Genomic DNA, 26199 nt, shown 5'->3' with positions numbered 1-26199 from the left:
AAGTAAAAGAAAAAAAGTTGGAGGCACCTATGAACTCATTTCGATTTACCAAAATGCACGGCTTGGGAAACAGCTATATCTATGTGAATCAATTTGAAGAACAGCTTCCGGAAGAAAAACTGTCTGAGATTGCCATCCAGGTTTCTTCTGTTTATACAGGGATCGGTTCCGACGGAATGATCCTGATATGCCCTTCAGACAAAGCGCCTGTCAAAATGCGGATTTTTAATAATGACGGGTCTGAAGGGAAAAACTGCGGCAACGGCCTGCGCTGCGTCGCAAAATACGCGTATGAGCATAAGCTGGTTGAGGAAACATCTTTTCTGATTGAAACCCTCTCCGGGCTTGTGAAAGCGGAGGTTCAAACTGAAAACGGGAAAGTGAATGTTGTCACTGTCGATATGGGTGAACCGCGCCTGACAAAGGCTGAGCTTCCAATGCTAGGCGGCGGAAAAGAGCATACGATCAATGAAACGATGACGTTTGGCGAAGCCGAGCTGACAGGCACAGCCGTTTCGATGGGAAATCCGCATATCGTCTTTCCGATCGCTGACATTGAACAGGCACCCTTGACAACGCTTGGGCCGGTGATTGAAAAAGATCCGAGATTTCCGGAAGGCATCAATGTGGAATTCGTCGAAATCGTGAATGAACACGAACTGCATTTCCGCGTCTGGGAACGGGGATCAGGAATTACGCAGGCATGCGGGACAGGAGCGTGTGCAGCGGCGGTCGCATCTGTGTTAAACGGCATATCAAAACGAAATCAAGACATCACAGTGCATTTAGCGGGCGGAGATTTGGTGATTAACTGGAAGGACAACGGCCATGTCATGATGACAGGGCCGGCTGAAACCGTATGTGAGGGTGTTTATTTTTTGTAAAACACCTTGTTTGAGAATTGAATCGATCAAGTTTATAATAAAAGACAGCATCCGGTTTTTAAAAGGAGGTTCACAAAGATGAGCAACCCGGTAACCATTACAGAAGCAGCAGCTTTGCATATAAAAGATATGATGAAAGAGCATGAGGAAGAAAACGCGTTTCTGCGTGTCGGCGTCAAAGGCGGCGGCTGCAGCGGCCTTTCTTACGGCATGGGCTTTGAGCATGAAAAGGGCGAAAAAGACAGCATGTTTGACCAGCATGGCATCACTGTTCTTGTTGACAAAGAAAGCCTTGACATCATGAACGGCACCGTGATTGATTACAAGCAATCCATGCTCGGCGGCGGCTTCACCATCGACAATCCAAACGCCATCGCTTCATGCGGCTGCGGTTCTTCTTTCAGAACAGCGACGAATACAGGTACGCCTGAAGAGTGCTAGACGCTATCTGATATGTTGAGATATGAATTGTGATCTCACCAGTTTCGGAGGATTGCATTCCGGCATTAACCGTGAGCTTGTTCATGACGCTTTTCTTAGCGATAAATCATCGGTAAGGGAGGCGTTTTTTTTATGGCGTAAAATAAGAAACGAAGAGGACTTTACCTGATCTCCTTTAACCTCATCTTTGTTGTAATTACAACAAAGATGAGGTATATTTAGCGCAAGATGTTTCGTTGTATTTACAATGAAACTTACGTTTGGGGTGTTGATGGAGAAGGAAATTCATGAAAGTGGAGTAGCAGCAAGGGCAATATCTGTTAGCCGAAATGAAATAGTAGATCGAACAAAATACTTTTTTCCACAGGAAAATGTATTTCTGTTTGTAAAATAATAGAAAAAGACAGGACATTTTAAAAATACGGTAAATCATTCATGATATAAGGAGCGAATATATAGATGACCATAAATATCAAAAAGTGCAGCCGTGAAGATACAAAAATACTTCAAGAAATCAGTATTGAAACATTCAACGATACGTTTAAAGATCAGAATTCGCCAGAAAATATGAAAGCCTATTTAGAAAGTGCATTCAACTTGAACCAGCTGGAAAAGGAATTATCCAATGTATATTCGCAGTTCTTTTTAGTGTACTTTCATCATGAAATCGCTGGATATCTAAAGGTCAACACCAATGATGCGCAGTCTGAAGAAATGGGTGATGAATCACTTGAAATTGAGAGGATTTATGTAAAGAGCCATTTTCAAAAACAGGGTCTTGGCAAATACCTGTTAAATAAAGCGATTGAAATGGCGATAAAACGTAAAAAAAAGAAAATTTGGCTGGGCGTATGGGAAAAAAACGAAAATGCCATTGCTTTTTATAAGAAAATGGGTTTTGTTCAAACCGGCGCCCACTCTTTTGATATGGGTGATGAAGAACAAACGGACTTTATCATGGTTAAAACTCTCAAGTAACTTGTTTGAGAAAAGGATGGCTGCTTATAATCTAAGGTTTCGCTCAAGAATATTCTTTGGCATGAAATATAAATGATATGCGCCTGAAGAGTTTTCACGACAGAAAACGCCAAGTCAAGCGGAGAACCGCAGTCTTGGCGTTTTTTATTTTTTAGTATTTGTCTCCATTAAAGATTGAATTCTTCACAATCACATAATCCACATTGCGGATCGCGTCAAGCTTTGTTCCGCCTGCGTAAGAAATGGAAGATTGAAGATCCTGTTCCATTTCGATCAGCGTATCCTTGATTGAGCCTTTATGCGGCACGTGCATTTTTTTGCCTTCTACATTTTTCTTTTCGCCTTTTTGGAATTCGGAGGCTGAGCCGAAGTATTCCTTGTGGAGCTTTCCGTCTTTTTCAATTGTTTGGCCTGGTGATTCTTCATGTCCGGCAAACAGTGAGCCAATCATGACCATTGTTGCGCCGAAGCGGATTGATTTTGCGATGTCGCCATGTGTGCGGATGCCGCCATCAGCGATAATCGGTTTGCTGGCAGCTTTGGCACACCAGCGCAGCGCCGCTAATTGCCAGCCGCCTGTGCCGAAGCCGGTTTTAATTTTTGTAATGCAAACTTTTCCCGGTCCGATGCCGACTTTAGTGGCATCCGCTCCAGCGTTTTCAAGCTCTCTGACCGCTTCAGGCGTGCCGACATTGCCGGCAATGACAAAGGTGTCCGGCAAGTGCTTTTTGAGGTGCTGAATCATCTCGATGACAGCATTTGAATGTCCGTGCGCAATGTCAATTGTCACATACTCGGGAGTGAGATTTTCTTCCGCCAGCTGGCGCACAAAGCCGTACTCCTCATCTTTGATCCCCACGCTGATAGAAGAGAATAATCGGCGTGCGTTCATTTCTTTAATAAAATCAATTCGTGTTTCAGGTTCAAATCGATGCATCACATAAAAGTAACCGTTTTCGGCTAATTGAATGGCTAGCTTTTCATCTATAATCGTCTGCATGTTGGCAGGAACGACGGGCAATTTAAATGTACGTCCGCCTAAATGTACGGAGGTATCACATTCTGAACGGCTGTTCACAATGCATTTTGCAGGAATTAATTGAATATCTTCGTAATCAAATACGTTTTCCATCATTTTCACTCCTAAAAACGAATATTTAAAATAATAATATGTGAAATGTTCGCCTTGTATAATGTACTCTGTTTTATTTATGATGTCAAACGTTTTATTTGTCAGCAGGGATGTTCAAGTGCCGAAGCTTGTCATGCACAGTGAGTTTGGGTATGATAGTTTTAACGAATGGTCTTAAAGAGCGGATCGAAATGCGAATCATATACGTTCAGCAAAGCTTGGTCGTTCAGCACCAGGCTTTCTTTATCTTTATGACATAAACAAGTGAAAGGAGCGGCAGAAATGACGCAAAACGAAGAAAAAACACCGAAGTCCCAAAAGGTCCAAGACCGTATTATTATGGCAATGATCTGGATCGTCGCAGCTCTTGTGATTGCGCTGGTTCTGGGAACTGTATTGAATTATATGAATATCTTCAAATAAAAAAGGAGCTGTGTCGCTGACACAAACTCCTTTTTTTTGTTATTTATTTTCAAAAAGACTTGTTGAGTGAAGAGGCTGTACGCGGGCTTTTGGATCCATGTAAGCCTTGGCGTTGTTTACTGCTGTCGGTGCCTCGCCGAAGCCGCTTGCGATCAGGTTGACTTTTCCTTCGTATGTACAAATGTCACCTGCTGCAAAGAAGCCTTCGATGTTTGTTTCCATTGTTGATTTGACGACAATGGAATTTTTCTCGATGTCCAGACCCCAGTTTTTGATCGGGCCTAGAGATGAAACGAAACCGTAGTTGACGATTAAGTCATCAATTTCTAAAATCTCTTTGTGGTCGCCTTTCACTTCTTCAAGCACAAGCTGCTCAATTTTGTCTTCTCCGATCAGCTCCGCAGGGACGAATGGTGTCAGGACATTTACTTTAGACGCATGAAGGTTTTCCACGCTGTGCTCGTGCGCGCGGAACTTATCACGGCGGTGAATGATGGATACTTCTTTTGCGATCGGCTCAAGCATAAGTGCCCAGTCAACCGCAGAATCCCCTCCGCCAAGGATCGCAACGCGTCTGCCGGCGAATTTTTGCAAATCGTCAACGAAGTAGTGAAGATTTTTGCCTTCATACTGCTCGGCATTTTCAAGCTCCAGCTTTCTCGGTTTAAATGCGCCGTTTCCTGCAGTGATGATGACTGTTTTGGAGTAGTGGGTTTCTTCATTTGTCACAAGCTTAAACACACCGTCCGCTTGTTTCTCAACAGATTCAACCGCCTGCTCCAGACAAATGGTTTGATCGAATTTCGCCATTTGCTCTTTCAGGTTATTGATCAGCTCTTGGGCGCGGATTTTCGGGAATCCCGCTACATCGTATATATATTTTTCAGGATAAAGGGCGCTAAGCTGTCCGCCGAGCTGAGGCAGGCTTTCGATCATTTTGACGCTTGCCTGTCTCATGCCTCCGTAAAAAGCGGTGAATAAGCCGACCGGTCCTCCGCCTATAATTGTAATATCATAAACCTTTGTATCCTCTCGCATACGAAAATGGCCTCCTAAATGAAAATTGTTATTAATTATACCATATTGCTGTTTAAATTGACGAGTCAGCCGAAAAAAACGTAAGTGTAATAGCGTGCGCATCCATTCTTGAAAATATTTCCTCAGGCCGATACGATGATAACCAAATGATTTGATCTTTTTCTGAATTTTTCCTTGGCCAGCCGGATAGATATGATAGTAGTGTTCTGGGTGTGGACTTCACAAAAAACTTTTTAATATATCTCATAAAATCCCGCCAATAAGCTGAAGCTAACACAAATGATCATTTTATTATGCGTCTAACAAAAGCAAAAAAAAGAGAAGGTGGATGTGATGGTATTGAATAAGCCCAAAATCGTGATTTTAGGTGCAGGATATGGCGGATTGATGACGGTAACAAGGCTGACAAAGTTTGTCGGGCCGAATGATGCTGATATTACGCTTGTGAATAAACATAATTATCATTATGAAACGACATGGATGCATGAAGCGAGTGCGGGTACGCTCCATCATGACCGCTGCCGTTATCAGATAAAGGATGTCATCAACCAGTCGCGGGTCAATTTTGTACAGGATACCGTAAAGGCAATCAACATTGAAGAGAAAAAAGTTGTGCTTGCGAATGGAGAGCTGCAGTACGATTATTTAGTCATCGGGCTCGGCGCAGTGCCTGAGACGTTTGGCATTACAGGTTTGAAGGAACATGCATTTCCGATCGCCAATATTAACACATCGCGCCTGCTGCGGGAACATATTGAGCTGCAGTTTGCGACTTACAATACGGAAGCGGAAAAACGGCCGGACAGGTTAACAATTGTTGTGGGCGGAGCCGGATTTACGGGAATTGAATTTCTCGGAGAACTGGCGGCCCGCGTGCCTGAGCTCTGTAAGGAGTATGACATTGACAGGAGCCTTGTCCGCATCATTTGCGTGGAAGCGGCACCGACCGTGCTGCCTGGCTTTGATCCTGAGCTTGTCGATTATGCGGTTCATTATCTTGAGGAAAACGGAGTTGAATTTAAGATCGGCACGGCTGTACAAGAATGTACACCGGAAGGAGTCAGAGTCGGGAAAAAAGATGAAGAACCAGAGCAGATCAAATCGCAAACCGTTGTATGGGCGGCAGGTGTCCGCGGCCATCCGATTGTGGAAGAAGCCGGTTTTGAAAATATGCGCGGCCGGGTCAAAGTCAATCCTGATCTTCGCGCACCTGGATATGATAACGTCTTCATTCTCGGCGACAGCTCACTGTTTATGAACGAAGATACTGAGCGCCCGTATCCGCCGACTGCGCAAATTGCGATGCAGCAGGGGATCACGGTTGCTAAGAACCTAAGCAGGCTCATTAAAGGCGGAGAGCTTGAGCAATTCAAGCCGGACATTAAAGGAACGGTGGCATCTCTTGGCGAGCATAACGCGGTTGGGGTCGTTTATGGCAGAAAGCTGAAAGGAACGCCGGCTTCGTTTATGAAAAAAGTCATCGATAACCGCTCGCTGTTTTTGATCGGCGGCCTGGGACTGACGCTGAAAAAAGGCAAGTTTAAGTTTTTCTAAAAACCCGCTTTCCGCGGGTTTTTTTGTTGAAAAACGCCAAAATAAAAAGAGAACGAGAGAAAAACAAGTATGTTTCCGCTTACATAAAAAGATTTGTCACATGATCTGACTTTATTGTTGACAGCTTGATATGGTATATTATCAGAAAATTAGGAAAAAGGGTGATGATCAGATGAAAACTGCAAAGACAACCACTTCACATGCATGCCCATTTTGCTCAGGGAAAGGATATTTTCAATTGATCCTCGGCGGTTCAGAGACTTGTCCGTCATGCCGGGGAACAGGAAAAGACAGGCATTCTTTTTCCAGCCGTTGACTTTAATTCAGCCCTCGCGTTACACTGAAAACAACGCAGGGGGTGGGATAGGTTGATTAGTCTGCCAGTCGTAATCATCTCAATTGTTTTGTTTTTTGTCTTGTTTTTTGGAATCGGTTTCTTATTAAACATGCTGCTGAGAATGTCTTGGATAATGGCTGTGATTTATCCGATTGTATGCCTATTCATTATCAGCAAGGAAAAGCTGATCAGCTATGTCCAGTCGCCGGGAGAATCCTTTGCCGGCCTGTTTCATCGAATCGTGTCATTAGCAGCTGCCGATGTGCTGATTTTAGCCAGCGGTTTGGCTGGCGCGATCGTGTCCGGTATAGCGATCAACATGCTCAGAAAAAGAGGATATCAAATGTTTTAACTGCCGCTTTCTTCTATAGAAAGCTTTTTTTTGTTTTCTGCCCATTCACCATTTTGAATATTGCTTTCTCCAATAGGGAACAATGATTCGGAGGAGAGGTGAATGATGTTGACTATGATCAGACGTTTGCTGATGACCTGTTTATTTCTGCTTGCATTTGGCACGACATTTTTGTCAGTGTCAGGAATCGAAGCGAAGGACTTGTCAAAATGGGTGCAGGAACAACAAGAAAAGCACTTGAAGCATGCAGGACTGACATTAAAAGCGCTGCAGCAGAAAAAAACACAAACCATGTCCGCGGCCAATGATAAAACAAAACTGTTAGAAGAAGCATTTGACTGGGACGATTATCCGGTCCAAAGAGTAACAGCAACAGGATACACAGCAGGAGCTGAATCGACGGGGAAAAATCCCGGCGATCCATTATACGGGCTTACATATTCAGGCGTGAAAGTGAAACGGGATTTATATTCCACTGTTGCCGCTGATCCGTCCGTTTTTCCGATCGGCACGATTTTATTCATCCCGAACTACGGTCTCGGAGTTGTGGCTGACACGGGATCAGCGATTAAGGGAAACCGCCTTGATCTCTACTTTGAAACCGTCAAAGATGTGTACAATGAATGGGGCAAAAAAACCCTTGATGTATATGTGATTAAAAAGGGAACGGGAAAGGTTACCGAGGATGAGCTTGAGAAGCTCAATGAAACAAAATCGCTGCAGGTGTTCAGAAATCAATATAAAACTGTGAAAGAATAAAACGCTCCAGCGAATGCTGGAGCGTTTTATTACAGGAAAAAGTAAGCGAGTATGAATGTCAGTAAAATACCTGTTAAGCCTCCGAAAAAGACCTCGATCGGCTGATGTCCGAGAAGCTCCTTCAGCTTTTTTTGCTTTTCTTTATCTTCGGCTTTCGGGAAGTCCTTTGCTTCATTTACGAAGCGGTTAAAATCAATGACAAGCTTATTGAGCACTGTTGCCTGTTCACCGGCGTGACGTCTGACGCCAGTTGCGTCAAACATGGTAATGACGGCGAAAATAGCGGAAACCGCAAAGAGAGAGGAGCCTAACCCGTGCTCCAAGGCTACGCCTGTAGAAAGCGCGGTGACCGCTGCGGAGTGGGAGCTCGGCATGCCGCCTGTGCTTGTGACCAGCGACCAGTCCAGTCTTCTGGACACGATAAACTGTATGGGCACTTTGATGACCTGAGCAAAAATAATCGCGGCCAGGCTTGATAATAAAGGGAAATTCGTTAAAAGTTCCATCGGCGACATCCTTTCTATTTGAAAAATCCTTCGTGTTTCAAAAGAAAAAAGCAAGTCTTGACTGTTGTTTGATAAAATAAGTGTAATGGAAAGAATGTTTTTCCTATTATACCATTGTTCATTACAAATACCCATTACGTTAGGAGTGTAAGCCCCATGTTTTATGCGGTTCAGCAATTAGAGCACACAGATACACTTGTGGTCGGGCTTTTTCAAAAAAGCCGGCTGGCTGGCAAAGCGTTGGACATTGATGAATTGCTTGAAGGCCATCTGACACAGCTATTGAAAGATGGTGATGTCTCTTCAAAGCCGAATCAAGTATCAAAAGTATTCCCTCCATCTTCTGCGGGTATGAAACGGATTTATTTCGTTGGTCTGGGGAGAGAGGCAAATTATTCGTTTGAACAGGCAAAGGAATGTTTTGCGCATGTTTTTCAAGCGATTCACAAAGATCGAAAACAAGAAGCAGCTGTCCTGCTTGACACGTTTATGTCGGAAGACGTGCCGGCAGCTGATGCCGCTCATGCTTTAGCTGAGAGCTGCCTGCTTGCTTCCTATGAGGTGCAGGATTATAAGCACAAATCAAATGAGCCGGACAAACAAATTGAGGCCGTGTATGCCGTCACAGACGAAGACACACAGGAAGTGCAGGCGGGACTTCACGTCGGCCAGGCATACGGTCAGGGGACAAATTCGGCTAGAACGCTTGTGAATATGCCGGGAAACATGCTGACAGCGACGGATCTGGCTTCTTATGCAGAAGAGCTTGCGGCAAAATATGATTTTGAGTGTGAAATATTGGAAAAATCGGAAATGGAAGAGCTCGGCATGGGGGGAATACTTGCGGTAAACCAAGGCTCTGCCGAACCGCCGAAAATGATTGTTTTGAGGTATCAGGGCAAAAAGGATTGGGAAGACGTCGTCGGACTTGTCGGCAAAGGAATTACCTTTGATACAGGCGGCTACTCCATTAAAACGAAATCCGGCATTGTCGGCATGAAGTCTGATATGGGCGGAGCAGCTGCGGTTCTCGGCGCAATGGAAATGATCGGAGAGCTTCGTCCAGAACAAAATGTGCTTGCTGTTATACCGTCAACCGATAATATGATCTCCGGCGGGGCGATGAAGCCTGATGATGTCATCGTATCATTAAGCGGAAAAACCATTGAAATCCTCAATACGGATGCTGAAGGAAGACTTGTGCTTGCGGATGGCATAACATACGCCAAACAGCATGGCGCGTCAGTTCTTGTTGATGTGGCTACGCTTACCGGCGGCGTCGTCGTGGCATTAGGAAAAGAAACGACCGGTGCTATGACAAATGATCAACGCTTTTATCAGCAGGTAGCTGATGCAGCAAAAGAGTGCGGCGAGGCAATCTGGCAGCTGCCGATCACTGAAAAGGATAAAAAGCGTGTGAAAAGCAGCCAAATGGCGGACCTCAGCAATTCGCCGGGACGCGAAGGACATGCGATTATGGCAGGAACGTTTCTTGGTGAATTTGCTGAATCGACACCTTGGGTTCATCTAGATATTGCGGGCACGGCGACTTCTAATAAAGCAACATGCTTCGGGCCGTCCGGAGCCACCGGCGTGATGGCCAGAACACTGGCCACACTGGCGGAACGATTTGCATTGGAAAAAGATCAAAGCGAATCATGATAAATCCCCTGCCGCAGTATGCGGCGGGGATTTTTTCTTCCGAAATCTTTAGTTGACTAAAGTATATTGATTATGATACGATACGTTCGTACTTTATTTATCTACTACATTAGCAAACTAAAGGATTTTTGGAGGGGTATCATGAATGCAGTCGTTATCGCAGTGCTGCTTATGCTTGTTTTAAGCCTGCTGCGTGTCAATATTGTTATCGCATTAATCTTAGGCGCTCTGGCCGGCGGGCTGACAGGCGGGCTCGGTCTTGGCGAAACGGTTAAAGCCTTTACGGACGGACTCGGCGGAAATGCCACCGTGGCAGTCAGCTACGCCATGCTTGGCGCGTTTGCTGCGGCTTTAACGAAAACGGGCCTTCCGGATGCAATGGTGGAAGCCTCTGTTAAATTAATCGGTAATAAAGAAGATTCTCGCAAAAAGGCACTGTCTAAAGTGCTGATTGTGCTGATTATATTAATTGTATCTTGTTTTTCGCAAAACGTGGTACCGGTTCACATCGCGTTTATCCCGGTGCTGATCCCGCCGCTTTTGAAAATCTTTAATGAACTCGAAATGGACCGCCGTTTGTTAGCATGTGTGATTACATTCGGTTTAACGGCTCCTTATATTGTTTTACCGGTTGGCTTCGGCCAAATCTTCCAAGGCATGCTGAGGGACAACATGGCGGATGCCGGATTAAACGTTCCGCTCGGTGACATTCCGTATGCACTCATCATCCCGGTTGCGGGCATGGTTGTCGGCCTTATTTTATCAGTGATCGTATACCGTAAACCAAAACAATACGAAACAAAAGACATTTCAGGTGCAAAAGCATCCCCATATACGAGAAAAAGCATTGGCATCGCGGTTCTCGCCATTGTCGTGTCACTTGGCGTTCAGCTTTACTTATCTCAGACTTTGGGAGTAGAAGGAATGATTATGGGGGCGCTGGCAGGTCTGATTGTTCTGTTTGTCAGCGGTGTGATGAAGCGTGATGAAGCGGACTCACTAATTACTGACGGAATGGTTTTAATGGCATTTATCGGCTTTGTCATGCTCGTTGCAGCAGGTTTCTCCAATGTATTGAACAAAACGGGAGACGTGGCTTCGCTTGTCAAAGCGTCTGCTGGTTTTATCGGTCACAGCCAATCACTTGGCGCCGTTTTGATGTTGCTTGTCGGCTTATTGATTACAATGGGAATCGGATCTTCTTTTGCGACGATTCCGGTTATCACAACCATCTTCGTGCCGCTATGCATGCAGCTCGGTTTCAGTCCAATGGCAACGATTGCGATTATCGGGGCTGCGGCTGCGCTTGGCGATGCCGGTTCACCTGCAAGCGACAGTACGCTTGGGCCGACTTCAGGGTTGAGTGCGGACGGACAGCATCACCACATTTGGGACACATGTGTGCCGACATTTATGTTTTATAACATCCCGCTTATCATCTTTGGCTGGATTGCAGCGCTTGTTTTATAGGAAAAAGGCTCCCCTTTACTGGGGAGCCTTTTCTCGTTATGATAAAAAAACCGTCCAATAGAACGGTTTTACGTCGATGATATGTGATTTCTGTTAAATCCGGTTGCTTTATGAATAGAGCGGTAGATCGCAGGTGCAATAAACGCCAGTATCACAGCCAGCGCTGCGTCTTTTACCATAAACCAAGTCATAACGCCCCAAGCCGTGCCGTAGCTCACCGGCGCATGAATCCACAGCTTCAGTGCAAGATACATATAGGTTGTGCCGATGATATACATGATCGCCGTCCCGATAAAAGAAGCAATCAGAAATCGGACTTTGCTTGGCTGGAGTTTGCGTTCTAAAAACCATCCAGCTGCAAAAGCCGCCGGGATGTATGAGATAATAAACCCGCCGCTTTTCCCTGCAAACGGCGCGAATCCCGCTGAAAATTGAGCAAACACAGGCGCTCCGGCTAATCCGACAAGCGCATAGACGACCATGGCAATCGCTGCTCGTCTGCTGCCAAGCAGCAAGGCCGCCAAAAGACAGAAAAACGGCTGCATTGACAGCGGAATGCCGGCTACTTGTAAAAAGGGTGCTACTGATGTAAGGTTGGCGCCGACAGCCATAAGTGCGGCGAACATGCCGATCAGCGCCATATCGCCTGCACGAAGTTTACGTTGTTTCATAGTTGTCCCCCTTAGGTTTACATACACAATCATAGAGTAATAAAGAATGGCAACATTGTCAACATAAATTGGATTAAGGTTAACAAAAGGAGGGTTCTGTATGTATTTTGGAAAAACAAAACAATCCGATCAATCTGGGAGAGTGCCGCCAAATCAAAACGTTACAACATCGTTTCCTGTTCTTCATACGGGAAATGTTCCATATTACGAAGATATGACGAGATGGAATCTTCAAGTATACGGATTGGTTGACCATCCGATGCTGCTAAGCTTTGAAGATGTCAAAGCCTTTCCCCAGCATGAATCGAAAAATGATATCCATTGCGTCACAGGCTGGTCAAGGCTTGATAATGTGTGGCAAGGTGTGCGGGCACGTGATATCGCGGAAAAAGCAGGTGTACAAGCAGAAGCGGGCTACGTCATTTTACATGCGGAAGAGGGCTGGACGACCAATCTGCCGCTTGATGATTTTTTGGCTGAAACCTCACTTTTGGCTTATGCGCATCATGGCGAGCCTTTAACGCCTGAACATGGCTTCCCGTTGCGGGGCGTGTTTCCGCATCTGTATTTTTGGAAAAGCGCCAAGTGGCTGCGCGGCATCCAATTTACGAAAGAAAATCACCCCGGTTTTTGGGAGCAGAACGGCTATCACATGAGAGGCGACCCTTGGCAAAATCAAAGATTTACATGGGATTAAGGTTCTATTTTTAGCAGGACCATCTGCTTCTTTTGCCGGTTTTCATTTCCATATTGATAGTCTTAAGGTACCTTATTTGATAAAGGTGCCTTTTTTATTAAGGAAAAAGTTGACTTTCTTTGGAAGAAAACCTATTATTTGAGGTGTTTAGTTGATAGTGAAAATCATTATCATATATTGCGGTTTAGCATAAGGAGAGGAATGTCGTACTGCATGAATGAGAATACAACAGACCGGGCGAAAGGCGGGACGCAAAACGCATTTACGATTCCTGGTACGGAAGTGCGTATGATGACTTCACGTAATGAAAACCGTGCCTATCAAATTTTTATCTCGAAACCGAATACACCGCCGCCGTCCGCTGGTTATCCTGTCATTTATTTGCTGGATGCCAATTCTGTCTTCGGAACGATGACGGAAGCCGTCCGAGTTCAGGGGCGCCGTCCTGAAAAAACCGGGGTGATTCCTGCTGTCATCGTCGGCATCGGCTATGAGACAGCAGAACCGTTCTCCTCAGCGCGCCTCCGGGATTTTACAATGCCGACAGCCAAATCGAAGCTGCCAGAAAGGCCCGACGGCAGAGAATGGCCTGAGCATGGCGGAGCGGAGGGCTTTTTCAGATTTATTGAGGAGGATCTGAAACCGGAGATAGAACGAGATTATCAGATTGACAGAAACAGACAAACGATTTTTGGGCACTCGCTTGGCGGGCTGTTCGTGCTGCATGTGCTGTTATCAAAGCCGGATGCGTTTCAAACGTATGTCGCGGGAAGTCCGTCCATTCATTGGAATAAACCGTTTATTCTTGAGAAAGCAGGCCATTTCGCCTCTTGCTTCAAGAAAAACAATCAGCCTATCAATATCCTGCTGGCTGCAGGAGAATTGGAGCAGCATCATAAAAGCCGGATGAACGATAATGCGAGGGAGCTTTACGAGCGGCTGGCCGCTTTATCTGAACAAGGCATACGGGCAGAATTTTGCGAGTTTTCAGGAGAAGGACATATTTCAGTTCTTCCTGTATTGGTGAGCCGGGCGCTGCGTTTTGCGCTTCACCCTGACGGACCGCATATGTCAATGGGCTGAGACATTCTCAGCCTTGCTTCTAAAAAAATAAACGTCACCGTCACTGAAATTATATTTGACTGTCCCATGACATTTGGATATGATTATTTTTATAATTGATAATGATAATCATTATCAATAAAAGATGTAAGGCGCAAGAGTCTTTTTCACTGCATCTCCATTCGGCACTTCAAGTGAAGAAAGGAATTGATGACATGAATGCAATGGGAATAAAGGGAAAAACCGCTTTAATAACAGGAGCTGCGCAGGGGATAGGTGAAGCAGTTGCGCGGACGCTGGCCGGCCAAGGCGCACACGTTGCAGCTGTTGATTATAATCCTGAAAAGCTGGAAAAGGCTGTGAGCAGCCTCAAAGCGGAAGGCAGTCAGGCAAAAGCCTTTCCGGCGGATGTAAGAGACAGCGCGGCGATTGACGAGATCACTGCGCGCATCGAGCGTGAAATGGGGCCGATCGATATTTTGGTAAATGTAGCGGGGGTTCTTCGCCCGGGACTGATTCATTCGCTTAGCGATGAAGAATGGGAGGCTACGTTCTCAGTGAATTCGACCGGCGTATTTAATGCCTCGCGCTCAGTCAGCAAATATATGATGGGCCGCAGATCAGGTTCCATTGTAACAGTCGGATCGAATGCCGCTGGTGTGCCGAGGACATCTATGGCGGCGTATGCCTCTTCTAAGGCTGCGGCTGTGATGTTTACGAAATGTCTTGGCCTTGAGCTTGCAGAGTATAATATCCGCTGCAATATTGTGTCTCCCGGATCAACGGAAACAGACATGCAGTGGTCATTATGGGCCGATGACAATGGAGCTGAGCAAGTCATAAAAGGTTCACTAGAGACATTTAAGACAGGAATCCCGCTCAAAAAACTGGCTCAGCCTTCGGATATTGCAGATGCCGTGCTCTTTTTGGTTTCCGGTCAGGCAGGGCATATTACGATGCATAATTTATGCGTGGATGGCGGCGCGACTTTAGGCGTATAACTCATTTTAAAGGAGGTACATGAGAATGTTGGAACAAAACGTTTTATCACAAACAAAAGCGGAGCATTTGCTTCATGAGTATCAGGCGGGTGCTTTTTTCTTAGCTTCTCCTCATCGTGTACTGTTGGCAAAAGGTGTACGAGAAATTGTACCGGAGGCAGACGGCCAAAACCAAATAGAAACCCTTTCCGGCCGTATTGCAGAGACGCTGAATCAAGCAAAGCAATCGGGGCAAAGCCGTCCGCTTGTTGTCGGAGCTGTTCCTTTTGATCATGTAAAAGCAGCCAGGCTCGTTGTTCCTGAAGAAGTAAGCTGGTCAGGACCGCTTCAATTTGATCACGCGGAGAAGGAACTGCAGCCTGAGTATACATACCACATCGAGCCTGTTCCTGCACCAGAGGATTATAAATACGGTGTGGAACAAGGGCTTGCACATATTGCCGATGGGATTCTCAGCAAGATCGTCCTGTCCAGATCTCTGCATTTGACATCGTCTGAACCGATTCAGACGGATGAACTGCTTCACCATCTGGCGCGGCATAACACGCACGGCTACACGTTTGCTGCGGACGTGTCCAGCGAAGCGGAAACGTCCTCTAGCCGAACATTGCTCGGTGCAAGTCCGGAGCTTCTCGTTTCAAGAATGGGAACTCAGGTTGTTTCCAATCCATTAGCAGGCTCAAGGCCTCGCAGTGATGATCCTGCTGAAGATCAGCGCCGGGCTGCTGAATTGCTTTCTTCTGCTAAGGATCTCCATGAGCATGCTGTTGTGGCTGACGCGGTTGCGGCGGCGCTGCGTCCTTTCTGCCGGACGCTGGATGTTCCGGAAAAGCCTTCATTGATTAAAACGGAGACAATGTGGCACCTGTCCAGCATGATTAAGGGAGAGCTCTCCGATCCATCTGTAACCGCACTTGAATTGGCGGCAGCGCTCCACCCGACTCCGGCCGTCTGCGGAACACCGACAGATCTTGCAAGAGAAGCGATTCTCAGCATAGAACCGTTTGACCGCGGTTTCTTTACTGGTATGGTCGGCTGGTGTGACGATGCGGGTGACGGAGAATGGATCGTCACGATCCGCTGTGCAGAGGCAGAAGAACGCTCACTCCGCCTGTATGCAGGAGCCGGTGTTGTTGCCGGATCAAAACCAGAGGACGAGCTTCAGGAGACATCTGCGAAGTTTCGGACAATGCTTCGGGCAATGGGCGTGAAGCACATATGATGACAATGAATTGCTGGAGGGATACAACATGCTGAATGGATTTACTCCTTGGCCTGAAGAGGTAGCTGAGACATATCGGAAAAACGGCTGCTGGGCCGGCGAGACGTTTGGAGATTTGTTAAGAGACCGGGCTGCGAAATATGGCGATCGCATCGCAATTACATGCGGGAACACTCATTGGAGCTATCGAGAGCTTGACATAAGGGCTGATCGTCTGGCTGCCGGATTTCAGAAGCTCGGCATTCAACAGATGGATCGTGTCGTGGTGCAGCTGCCGAATATCGCAGAGTTTTTTGAAGTCATTTTCGCGCTTTTCCGTCTGGGGGCGCTTCCAGTCTTCGCACTGCCTTCACATCGAAGCAGTGAAATTACATATTTTTGCGAGTTTGCGGAAGCGGCAGCTTATATCATTCCCGACTCTTACTCAGGCTTTGACTACCGTTCACTCGCCAGACAGGTTCAAAGCAAACTGCCGTCTTTGAAGCACGTTATTGTCGCAGGTGAGGCGGAGGAATTTTTGGAGCTGGAGGCTTTGCATACAGAACCTGCAAAACTGCCTGAAGTCAAATCTTCGGATGTAGCGTTCCTTCAGCTTTCCGGCGGAAGCACTGGCCTATCGAAACTGATCCCGCGGACTCACGATGACTACATTTATAGTCTGAAGCGGAGTGTGGAGGTCTGCTGGCTCGACCACAGCACGGTGTACTTGGCAGCGCTGCCGATGGCACACAATTATCCGCTGAGCTCGCCTGGGGTTCTCGGCGTATTATACGCCGGAGGAAGAGTGGTATTATCTCCTTCTCCAAGTCCTGATGACGCATTTCCATTGATTGAACAGGAACAAGTGACGTTTACCGCTCTTGTTCCGCCTCTTGCGATGGTTTGGATGGATGCGGTCTCCTCACGCCGTGACGATCTTTCCAGCCTTCAAGTGCTGCAGGTCGGCGGCGCAAAGTTCAGTGCTGAAGCCGCGCGCAAGGTGAAAGCTGTTTTCGGCTGCACCCTGCAGCAGGTGTTCGGAATGGCAGAGGGTCTCGTCAATTATACGAGACTGGATGACTCTGAGGAAGTGATTGTCAACACCCAAGGAAAACCGATGTCTCCATACGATGAAATACGCGTGCGGGATGATCAGAATCGCGACGTGAAACCCGGTGAAACAGGACATCTGCTGACGCGGGGGCCGTATACGATTCGAGGTTACTATAAGGCAGATGAGCATAATGCCGCTTCTTTTACTGAGGACGGTTTTTACCGCACGGGGGATATCGTCAGGCTGACATCAGATGGCTATATTGTCGTTGAAGGCCGGGCGAAGGATCAAATTAACCGCGGGGGAGAAAAAGTGGCGGCAGAAGAGGTGGAAAATCATCTGCTGGCGCATCCGGCTGTCCATGATGCCGCAATGGTCTCAATGCCTGACCAATTTCTTGGCGAGAGATCTTGTGTGTTCATTATTCCCCGGGATGAAACCCCGAAAGCCGCCGAGCTCAAAGCGTTTTTGAGAGAGCGCGGACTGGCGGCATACAAAATCCCTGACCGGATTGAATTTGTCGATTCCTTCCCGCAGACAGGGGTTGGTAAGGTCAGCAAAAAAGCGCTTCGTGAAGCGATTGCCGAGAAGCTTCCTGCAGGATCAAAAAAAATAACACAAACAACAATTTGAGAGAGGGAGTGTTCAAATGGCTATACCTGCCATTCAGCCATATCAAATGCCGACAGCGTCTGATATGCCGCAAAACAAAGTTTCATGGGTGCCTGATCCAAATCGGGCAGTCCTGTTAATCCACGATATGCAAAACTATTTTGTCGATGCCTTTACAGCGGGAGCCTCTCCGGTAACAGAGCTTTCAGCAAATATCCGCACGCTGAAGGATCAATGTGCCCAGCTTGGGATACCTGTAGTCTATACCGCACAGCCGGGAAGCCAAAATCCCGCTGACCGGGCGCTGCTGACAGACTTTTGGGGCCCGGGATTAAACAGCGGCCCTTATGAGGAGAAAATTATCACCGAGCTGGCACCGGATGATGATGATCTTGTGCTGACAAAATGGAGATACAGCGCGTTTAAGAGAACGAATTTGCTTGAGATGATGCGCAAAGAGGGACGCGATCAGCTGATCATTTCGGGAATTTACGCCCATATCGGCTGTCTCGTTACAGCATGTGAAGCCTTTATGGAGGATATTGAAGCGTTTTTTGTGGGAGATGCAGTGGCTGACTTTTCATTAGAAAAACATCAAATGGCGCTGGATTATGCAGCTGGGCGCTGTGCGTTTACCGTGATGACTGACAGTCTTCTCGATCAGCTGAAGAATGCGCCGGCAGACACTCCAAAAACGTCAGCAAATACTGGGAAAGAAGTGTTTACATATGAGAAGATCCGCAAACAAATTGCTGAGCTTCTTCAAGAAACACCTGAAGATATTACGGATCAAGAGGATTTGCTTGACCGGGGGCTTGATTCGGTAAGGATCATGACATTGGTAGAACAATGGCGACGTGAAGGAGCCGAGGTGACATTCGTGGAACTGGCTGAACGCCCGACGATCGAAGAATGGCAGAAATTGCTCACTACCCGCAGCCGGCAAGTGCTGCCAAACGCGGATTATCTATAAAAGGAGGTAAACAAACGGATGCCTGATACAAAAGACCTTCAATATGCTTTGACCGGAGCGCAAACCGGCATATGGTTTGCTCAGCAGCTTGATCCGGACAATCCAATTTACAATACAGCGGAATATATAGAAATCAATGGACCAATCCATATTGCTCTTTTTGAAGAAGCTTTGCAGCACGTGATAAAGGAAGCTGAATCGCTGCATGTCCGCTTCGGTGAAAATATGGACGGACCTTGGCAGATGATAAACCAGTCTCCGGATGTACAGCTGCACGTCATTGATGTCAGCTCTGAGCCGAATCCGGAAAAAACAGCCTTACACTGGATGAAGGCAGATTTGGCAAAGCAGGTCGATTTAGGGTATGACCCTTTGTTCAATGAAGCTCTGTTTATAGCCGGTCCGGATCGTTTCTTTTGGTATCAGCGCATTCACCACATAGCGATCGACGGCTTCGGTTTTTCTCTGATTGCCCAGCGTGTAGCAAGTACGTATACCGCACTGATAAAAGGACAATCATCTGCAACAGGTTCCTTTGGATCGCTACAGGCCGTTTTGGAGGAGGATTTAGATTATCGCGCATCAGATCAATATGAGAAGGATCGCCAATTCTGGCTGGATCGTTTTGCTGATGGACCTGAAGTTGTGAGTTTGGCTGATCGGGCGCCTAGAACATCTAACACTTTTCGTCGTCAAACGGCGTATCTGCCTCTATCTGATGTGAGCGCGTTAAAAGATGCAGCGCGTTATTTCTCAGGAGGCTGGCATGAAGTTGTGATTGCAGTGTCAGCTGTTTATGTGCACCGGTTGACAGGCTCTGAGGATGTTGTGCTCGGTCTGCCCATGATGGGACGGATCGGGTCCGCATCACTGAATGTGCCGGCTATGGTAATGAACCTTCTTCCGCTTCGGCTGTCTGTCAGCTCTTCAATGAGCTTTTCTGAACTGATTCAGCAAATTTCCCGGGAAATCCGCAGTATTCGGCGACATCATAAGTATCGCCATGAAGAGCTTCGCCGCGATTTGAAGTTGATAGGGGATAACCATAGATTATTTGGCCCGCAGATCAATCTCATGCCGTTTGATTACGGTCTCGACTTTGCCGGCGCCCGGGGCATAACGCACAATCTCTCAGCGGGTCCTGTTGATGATCTCTCAATCAATGTATATGACAGAACTGACGGCAGCGGACTGCGAATTGATGTTGATGCGAATCCTGAAGTATACAGCGAGTCTGATATTAACCTTCATCTGCAGCGGATTTTACAGCTGCTGCAAACGGCTTCAGCAGGGGAAGACATGCTGATTGGCCAAATGGAGCTTCTATTGCCAGGGGAGAAAGCACAAGTCATTCGTGAATGGAACGAGACAGAAAAACCCGAGAAGCTGCTCAGCCTTCAGGATATGTTTGAGAAGCAGGCCATCCTTACGCCAGAACGTATCGCTCTCATATGTGATGACGTTCAAGTAAACTATCAGGAACTGAATGAACAGGCAAACCGTCTCGCGCATCTGTTGATCGAAAAAGGCCTTGGCCCGGAGCAATTTGTCGCTTTGGCGCTGCCGCGTTCTCCAGAGATGGTGGCGTCGATGCTTGCTGTACTAAAGGCTGGTGCGGCGTATCTTCCGCTTGATCCGGAGTTTCCGGCCGAGCGCATTTCTTATATGCTGGAGGATGCGAAACCTTCATGCATTATAACGACTGAGGAAATAGCAGCCCGTATGCCTGATAATAGGGCAGTGCCGCAGCTTGTGCTTGATCAGGCTGTTACACAGGAGGCTGTCAAACGCTATTCGCCTGACAATCCGAATATATCGGTTTCTCTTGCCCATCCCGCGTATATCATTTATACCTCGGGATCAACAGGAAGGCCGAAGGGTGTCGTTGTTACACTAAAAAGCTTAAGCAATTTTCTGCTGTCCATGCAGGAGACATTTTCTCTGGGAGAAGAAGACAGGCTGTTGGCTGTGACGACCGTCGCTTTTGATATTTCAGCATTGGAGTTATATCTTCCGCTGATCAGCGGGGCACAAATTGTAATCGCCAAGAAAGAAACAATCCGCGAGCCACAGGCATTAGCTCAAATGATTGAATCTTTCGATATTAATATTATGCAGGCGACACCGACACTATGGCATGCTTTGGTCACGAATGAACCTGAGAAACTTCGGGGGCTCAGAGTGCTTGTCGGAGGAGAGGCGCTGCCGAGCGGTCTTTTGCAGGCGCTTCATGAGCTTCATTGTCCAGTCACGAATTTATACGGTCCGACTGAAACAACGATTTGGTCTGCAGCAGCTTTTCTTGAAGAGGGACGGAAGGGCATTCCGCCGATTGGCAAACCGATTTGGAATACGCAGGTGTATGTGCTTGATAACGGTTTGCAGCCAGTGCCGCCGGGAGTTGTCGGCGAGCTTTATATCGCGGGAACCGGCTTGTCTAGAGGTTATTTCCGCCGCCCTGATCTAACGGCTGAGCGTTTTGTTGCAGATCCATACGGACCGCCTGGGTCTCGGATGTATCGGACTGGAGACCAGGCTCGCTGGCGCGCTGATGGGTCCTTGGATTATATCGGGCGGGCGGATCATCAAATTAAAATTCGCGGATTCCGAATTGAACTTGGAGAAATTGATGCCGTGCTTGTCAAGCATCCGGACATTGACCAGGCCGCGGTTGTTGTGCGGGAAGATCAGCCGGGAGACAAACGATTGGTGGCATATATAGTGACTGCTTCAGCTATTGATACTGCCGAGCTTCGCCGTTATATGGGTGCCGGTCTGCCAGATTATATGCTGCCTGCCGCATTTGTAGAGATGGACGAACTGCCATTAACACCTAATGGCAAGCTTGACCGGAAAGCACTGCCGGCGCCTGATTTTAGCACATCTGTCAGCGAAAGAGGACCGCGTACGCCTCAAGAACAGATATTGTGTGATTTATTTGCCGAGGTTCTCGGTTTGGCACGCGTCGGCATCGATGACAGTTTCTTCGAGCTGGGCGGTCACTCTCTTCTTGCAGCCCGTCTGATGAGCCGCATTCGCGAGGTAATGGGTGCCGAACTCGGTATCGCCAAGCTTTTTGACGAACCGACAGTAGCCGGACTCGCTGTCCATCTTGATCAGGCGCAGAATGCACGTCCCGCATTGCAGAGAGCTGAGCGCCCTGAAAGGATTCCGCTTTCTTTTGCTCAGCGCCGGCTATGGTTCCTCCATTGTCTTGAAGGGCCGAGCCCTACCTATAATATTCCGGTTGCTATCCGTCTGTCGGGTGAACTGGACCTAGGAGTGCTGCAAACGGCACTTTACGATCTCGTTTGCCGCCATGAAAGCCTTCGGACGATCTTCCCTGAATCACAGGGGACATCCTACCAGCATATTTTAGACGCTGAACAAGCACGGCCTGATTTACATGTTACTGAAATTGCAGAACATGAGCTTTCTGAGCGGCTGGCTGGAGCTGTGCGCTACAGCTTTGATCTCGCGGCTGAACCTGCTTTTCGTGCCGAGCTATTTACCATCGGTCCTGACGAGTATGTGCTGCTTCTCCTCGTTCACCATATTGTAGGGGACGGCTGGTCATTGACGCCGCTGACCCGCGATCTTGGGACGGCTTATGCTGCTCGCAGTCATGGAAACGCTCCCGAATGGGCACCTCTTGCTTTGCAGTATGCAGACTATGCGCTCTGGCAGAAAGAGCTGCTTGGAGGCGGGGAGGATCCAAATCGTTTGATTGCCGGACAGCTTGCTTTCTGGAAAGAAACCTTGAAGAATCTTCCTGAGCAGCTTGAACTGCCGACTGACTATTCACGTCCGGCGGAACCGAGCCATAATGGGGATACGATTCAATTCCGCATTGCGCCTGAACTGCACAGGCGATTGCAGGAGCTGGCACGTGCAAATAGAGTGAGCTTGTTTATGGTGCTTCAAGCCGGTCTCGCCGCTTTATTGACAAGACTTGGAGCGGGAACTGATATTCCGATCGGCAGTCCGATTGCGGGGCGGAATGATGATGCGCTAGGCGATCTTGTAGGTCTGTTTATCAATACATTGGTGCTCAGAACCGATACGTCCGGTGATCCAAGCTTCCGTGAACTTCTTGACCGTGTGCGGGAAGTGAATCTGGCCGCCTATGAAAATCAGGATATGCCGTTTGAGAGACTCGTAGAGGTGCTGAATCCGGCTCGCTCGCGGGCGACGCATCCTTTATTCCAAGTCATGCTCGCGTTCCAAAACACACCGGATGCTGAACTGTATCTTCCTGACGTGGAAAGCAGCCTGCGGATTCACAGCGTTGGTTCTGCCAAGTTTGATCTAACGTTGGAAATCAGTGAGAATCGTCTTGCCGATGGGACTCCAAACGGATTGGAAGGGCTGCTAGAATACAGCACTGATCTTTTCAAGCGGGAAACCGCTCAGGCTCTTGCTGACCGTCTAATGCGCCTGCTGGAGGCTGCCGAGTCTGATCCTGACCAGCAAATCGGAAATCTTGATATTCTTGCACCGGAGGAGCACAGCAGCATGGCGGCAGATTGGCCAAGTGTATCCGAAAAGATTCCGCATGCATGTTTACCGGAGCAGTTTGAGAAGCAGGCTGCTTTAAGTCCTGATGCCATTGCCGTGGTTTATGAAGAGCAGTCACTGAGCTATGCAGAGCTGAATGAAAGAGCGAATCGGCTTGCCCGAATGCTGATCAGTGAAGGCATCGGGCCGGAGCAATTTGTGGCGTTGGCATTGCCTCGGTCTTTGGAAATGGCTGTCGGGCTATTGGCGGTGCTGAAAGCCGGCGCGGCTTATCTGCCTCTCGATCCGGATTATCCGGCTGAGCGAATTGCTTTTATGCTGAAAGATGCGCAGCCTGTGTTTATCATGACGAACACAAAAGCTGCAGAAAGCATTCCGCCAGCGGAAAACGTGCCGAAAATCGTGCTGGATGATCCCGAACTGGCAGAGAAACTAAACACGTACACTGCTGAGAATCCAAAGAATACGGACCGGATTCAGCCGCTTTCTCCTTTGAATACGGCATATGTCATTTATACCTCCGGCTCGACAGGTGTTCCAAAAGGTGTGATGATTCCTCACCAAAACGTAACGCGTTTATTTGCAGCAACTGATCACTGGTTCCATTTCAGCTCAGACGATATCTGGACCATGTTCCATTCCTACGCGTTCGACTTTTCCGTGTGGGAGATTTGGGGTCCTTTGCTGCATGGAGGCCGTCTTGTGATCGTGCCTCATCACGTCAGCAGATCGCCGGAAGCGTTTCTGCGCCTGCTGGTCAAAGAGGGTGTGACCGTACTGAATCAGACACCGTCCGCTTTCTATCAGCTGATGCAGGCGGAACGGGAGCAGTCTGATCTTGGTCAGGCGCTCAGTCTGCGCTATGTCATTTTTGGCGGAGAAGCACTTGAACTCAGCCGTCTAGAGGATTGGTATAACCGCCACCCTGAAAATCGACCGCAGCTGATCAATATGTATGGGATTACAGAAACGACGGTGCATGTGAGCTATATCGAATTAGACCGAAGCATGGCAGCTTTGCGGGCAAACAGCTTGATTGGCTGCGGCATTCCCGATCTTGGTGTTTATGTGCTGGATGAGCGCCTGCAGCCGGTTCCGCCTGGTGTTGCCGGCGAGCTGTATGTATCAGGAGCGGGGTTGGCAAGAGGCTATTTAGGCCGTGCTGGATTGACAGCAGAACGCTTCATAGCTGATCCGTTCGGTCCTCCGGGCAGCCGGATGTACCGCACTGGGGATGTGGCCCGCCTTCGCGCTGACGGTTCTCTAGACTATGTCGGGCGTGCCGATCACCAAGTGAAAATTCGGGGCTTCCGGATTGAGTTGGGAGAAATTGAAGCCGCGCTTGTTCAGCATCCGCAGCTTGAAGATGCGGCAGTCATTGTACGCGAGGATCAGCCGGGAGATAAACGGTTGGCAGCTTATGTCATACCTTCTTCGGAAGAAATGTTTGATGCGGCGGAGCTGCGCAAATATGCTGCTGAGAGGCTGCCGGATTACATGGTGCCTTCAGCTTTTGTGATGATGAAAGAATTGCCGCTGACACCGAATGGAAAGCTCGATCGTAAAGCGCTGCCCGCTCCGGATTTTGCAGCGGCAGTGACAGGACGCGGGCCGAGAACGCCGCAGGAAGAAATCCTCTGTGAGCTGTTTATGGAGGTGCTCCATTTGCCTCGTGTCGGAATTGATGACCGTTTCTTTGATTTAGGCGGGCATTCCTTGCTTGCTGTTCAGCTGATGAGCCGCATTCGTGAAGCGCTCGGCGTTGAACTCACCATTGGCAGCCTATTCGAAGCGCCGACTGTTGCCGGGCTTGCAGAAAGACTTGAAATGGGTTCAAGCCAAAGCGCACTTGACGTTTTGCTGCCGCTCCGAACAAGCGGAGACAAACCTCCTTTATTCTGCGTGCATCCGGCAGGCGGACTCAGCTGGTGCTATGCCGGTTTGATGACAAATATAGGAACGGATTATCCGATCTATGGCTTGCAGGCACGGGGAATCGGACAGTGTGAAGAGCTTCCGAAAACACTTGACGATATGGCTGCCGATTACATTGAACAAATCAGAACAATCCAGCCGAAAGGCCCTTACCATTTGCTAGGATGGTCCTTGGGCGGAAATGTCGTTCAAGCAATGGCCACCCAGCTGCAAAATCAAGGAGAAGAAGTATCCCTATTGGTGATGCTTGACGCCTATCCGAACCACTTCCTTCCTATAAAAGAGGCGCCGGATGATGAGGAAGCGCTGATTGCCCTTTTGGCGTTAGGCGGGTACGATCCGGACAGCTTAGGGGACAAACCGCTTGATTTTGAAACGGCGATCGAGATTCTTCGCCGTGACGGAAGCGCGCTTGCGAGCCTGGATGAATCGATCATTTTAAATCTGAAGAATACGTATGTCAATTCTGTCGGCATTTTAGGCTCGTATAAGCCTAAAACCTTCAATGGAAATGTCTTGTTTTTCAGATCAACAATCATTCCTGAATGGTTTGATCCGATTGAACCTGATGCGTGGAAGCCTTATATTCACGGAAAAATTGAACAAATTGATATTGACTGCCGTCATAAAGACCTTTGTCAGCCGGAGCCGCTTGCTTTTATCGGCAAGGTTCTAGCTGTCAAACTGGAAGAGATGAATAAAGAAGGGGGGAAGCAATAGATGGCAAATCCTTTTGAAAAAGCGGATGGCACATATTTGGTGCTGATCAATGATGAGGGCCAGTATTCCCTATGGCCCGCTTTTATAGATGTGCCGAGCGGCTGGACAGTCGTTCATGAACAAAAAGGGCGTGAAGCTTGTCTGGACTATATCCAATCGCATTGGAGCGATATGAGACCAAACAGCCTAAAGCCTGTTGGAAATGTATAATCGCATAAA

The 26199-nt window shown here is 47.8% G+C and carries 22 protein-coding genes; 18 read left to right on the top strand and 4 right to left on the bottom strand.

The genetic code is table 11. The features are described 5' to 3' along the window. Window positions 1-29: 29 nt before the first annotated feature. From dapF to paiA, 3 genes are all read left to right on the top strand, one after another. The gene (gene dapF / locus G4P54_RS16440; protein WP_024713669.1) at window positions 30-884 is read left to right on the top strand and encodes a diaminopimelate epimerase; all 855 of its coding nucleotides are present in this window, start codon (window positions 30-32) and stop codon (window positions 882-884) included. A gap of 78 nt (window positions 885-962) precedes the next feature. Then, the gene (locus tag G4P54_RS16435; RefSeq protein ID WP_024713670.1) at window positions 963-1325 is read left to right on the top strand and encodes a HesB/IscA family protein; all 363 of its coding nucleotides are present in this window, start codon (window positions 963-965) and stop codon (window positions 1323-1325) included. Between the two features lie 459 nt (window positions 1326-1784). Next, entirely contained in the window at window positions 1785-2303 is a 519-nt protein-coding gene (gene paiA / locus G4P54_RS16430; protein ID WP_167873247.1) for a spermidine/spermine N(1)-acetyltransferase, read from the top strand. A gap of 151 nt (window positions 2304-2454) precedes the next feature. Here paiA and guaC read toward each other — a convergent pair whose 3' ends face one another. After that, window positions 2455-3435, bottom strand: coding sequence for a GMP reductase (gene guaC, locus G4P54_RS16425; RefSeq protein WP_167873897.1), 981 nt, complete (start codon window positions 3433-3435; stop codon window positions 2455-2457). Between the two features lie 282 nt (window positions 3436-3717). Between guaC and G4P54_RS16420 the strand changes: the two genes are divergently transcribed. Further along, the gene (locus G4P54_RS16420; RefSeq protein WP_032681733.1) at window positions 3718-3858 is read left to right on the top strand and encodes a hypothetical protein; all 141 of its coding nucleotides are present in this window, start codon (window positions 3718-3720) and stop codon (window positions 3856-3858) included. A 39-nt stretch (window positions 3859-3897) separates the two neighbouring features. On the opposite strand, the gene yumC is transcribed toward G4P54_RS16420, so the two are convergent. After that, window positions 3898-4896: a ferredoxin--NADP reductase 2 gene (yumC, locus tag G4P54_RS16415; protein WP_167873246.1), complete on the bottom strand. Its 999-nt coding sequence runs from the start codon at window positions 4894-4896 to the stop codon at window positions 3898-3900. A 333-nt stretch (window positions 4897-5229) separates the two neighbouring features. Between yumC and G4P54_RS16410 the strand changes: the two genes are divergently transcribed. From G4P54_RS16410 to spsC, 4 genes are all read left to right on the top strand, one after another. After that, window positions 5230-6450: an NAD(P)/FAD-dependent oxidoreductase gene (locus tag G4P54_RS16410; protein WP_167873245.1), complete on the top strand. Its 1221-nt coding sequence runs from the start codon at window positions 5230-5232 to the stop codon at window positions 6448-6450. A 172-nt stretch (window positions 6451-6622) separates the two neighbouring features. Continuing rightward, window positions 6623-6766 carry a YuiA family protein gene (locus tag G4P54_RS16405; protein WP_032681740.1) on the top strand — a complete coding sequence of 48 codons (144 nt, stop codon included), beginning with the start codon at window positions 6623-6625 and terminating at the stop codon, window positions 6764-6766. Between the two features lie 52 nt (window positions 6767-6818). Continuing rightward, window positions 6819-7139, top strand: a complete 321-nt coding sequence (locus G4P54_RS16400) for a YuiB family protein (RefSeq protein ID WP_024713675.1) — start codon at window positions 6819-6821, stop codon at window positions 7137-7139. Window positions 7140-7241: 102 nt separating this feature from the next. After that, complete coding sequence (gene spsC, locus G4P54_RS16395; protein WP_081719772.1) at window positions 7242-7898, top strand: stationary phase survival protein SpsC; 657 nt, start codon at window positions 7242-7244, stop codon at window positions 7896-7898. A gap of 29 nt (window positions 7899-7927) precedes the next feature. On the opposite strand, the gene G4P54_RS16390 is transcribed toward spsC, so the two are convergent. Continuing rightward, entirely contained in the window at window positions 7928-8404 is a 477-nt protein-coding gene (locus tag G4P54_RS16390; RefSeq protein ID WP_024713677.1) for a divergent PAP2 family protein, read from the bottom strand. Between the two features lie 156 nt (window positions 8405-8560). Here G4P54_RS16390 and G4P54_RS16385 point away from each other — a divergent pair, with 156 nt between their 5' ends. Together G4P54_RS16385 and G4P54_RS16380 are read left to right on the top strand one after the other, a co-directional pair. Continuing rightward, window positions 8561-10066 (top strand): leucyl aminopeptidase, encoded by a 1506-nt coding sequence (locus G4P54_RS16385; protein ID WP_167873244.1) that lies wholly within the window; start codon window positions 8561-8563, stop codon window positions 10064-10066. 141 nt (window positions 10067-10207) lie between these two features. Continuing rightward, a complete protein-coding gene (locus tag G4P54_RS16380; protein WP_167873243.1) occupies window positions 10208-11536 on the top strand; it encodes a Na+/H+ antiporter family protein in 1329 nt (442 codons plus the stop codon). A gap of 68 nt (window positions 11537-11604) precedes the next feature. On the opposite strand, the gene G4P54_RS16375 is transcribed toward G4P54_RS16380, so the two are convergent. Further along, window positions 11605-12207, bottom strand: coding sequence for a biotin transporter BioY (locus G4P54_RS16375; RefSeq protein WP_167873242.1), 603 nt, complete (start codon window positions 12205-12207; stop codon window positions 11605-11607). Between the two features lie 100 nt (window positions 12208-12307). Here G4P54_RS16375 and G4P54_RS16370 point away from each other — a divergent pair, with 100 nt between their 5' ends. The 8 genes from G4P54_RS16370 (at window position 12308) to G4P54_RS16335 (ending at window position 26190) form a co-directional block, all read left to right on the top strand. Then, a complete protein-coding gene (locus tag G4P54_RS16370) occupies window positions 12308-12904 on the top strand; it encodes a sulfite oxidase-like oxidoreductase (protein ID WP_167873241.1) in 597 nt (198 codons plus the stop codon). A gap of 213 nt (window positions 12905-13117) precedes the next feature. After that, window positions 13118-13987: a ferri-bacillibactin esterase BesA gene (gene besA, locus G4P54_RS16365; protein ID WP_167873240.1), complete on the top strand. Its 870-nt coding sequence runs from the start codon at window positions 13118-13120 to the stop codon at window positions 13985-13987. A gap of 194 nt (window positions 13988-14181) precedes the next feature. Then, on the top strand, window positions 14182-14967 hold the full coding sequence (locus G4P54_RS16360; RefSeq protein WP_167873239.1) for a 2,3-dihydro-2,3-dihydroxybenzoate dehydrogenase: 786 nt from the start codon (window positions 14182-14184) through the stop codon (window positions 14965-14967). A gap of 25 nt (window positions 14968-14992) precedes the next feature. Beyond that, complete coding sequence (gene dhbC / locus G4P54_RS16355; RefSeq protein WP_167873238.1) at window positions 14993-16189, top strand: isochorismate synthase DhbC; 1197 nt, start codon at window positions 14993-14995, stop codon at window positions 16187-16189. A gap of 28 nt (window positions 16190-16217) precedes the next feature. Further along, on the top strand, window positions 16218-17855 hold the full coding sequence (locus tag G4P54_RS16350; RefSeq protein WP_167873237.1) for a (2,3-dihydroxybenzoyl)adenylate synthase: 1638 nt from the start codon (window positions 16218-16220) through the stop codon (window positions 17853-17855). Between the two features lie 16 nt (window positions 17856-17871). Further along, entirely contained in the window at window positions 17872-18807 is a 936-nt protein-coding gene (locus G4P54_RS16345; RefSeq protein ID WP_167873236.1) for an isochorismatase, read from the top strand. A gap of 18 nt (window positions 18808-18825) precedes the next feature. Next, window positions 18826-25980 carry an amino acid adenylation domain-containing protein gene (locus G4P54_RS16340; protein ID WP_167873235.1) on the top strand — a complete coding sequence of 2385 codons (7155 nt, stop codon included), beginning with the start codon at window positions 18826-18828 and terminating at the stop codon, window positions 25978-25980. Next, window positions 25981-26190, top strand: coding sequence for an MbtH family protein (locus G4P54_RS16335; protein WP_167873234.1), 210 nt, complete (start codon window positions 25981-25983; stop codon window positions 26188-26190). Window positions 26191-26199 lie beyond the last annotated feature (9 nt).

Origin of the sequence: Bacillus tequilensis (assembly GCF_012225885.1) — a bacterium.
Taxonomy (GTDB): domain Bacteria; phylum Bacillota; class Bacilli; order Bacillales; family Bacillaceae; genus Bacillus; species Bacillus tequilensis.
Note: the sequence above shows the minus strand (reverse complement) of the source record. Positions and strands in the feature narration are given on the sequence as shown.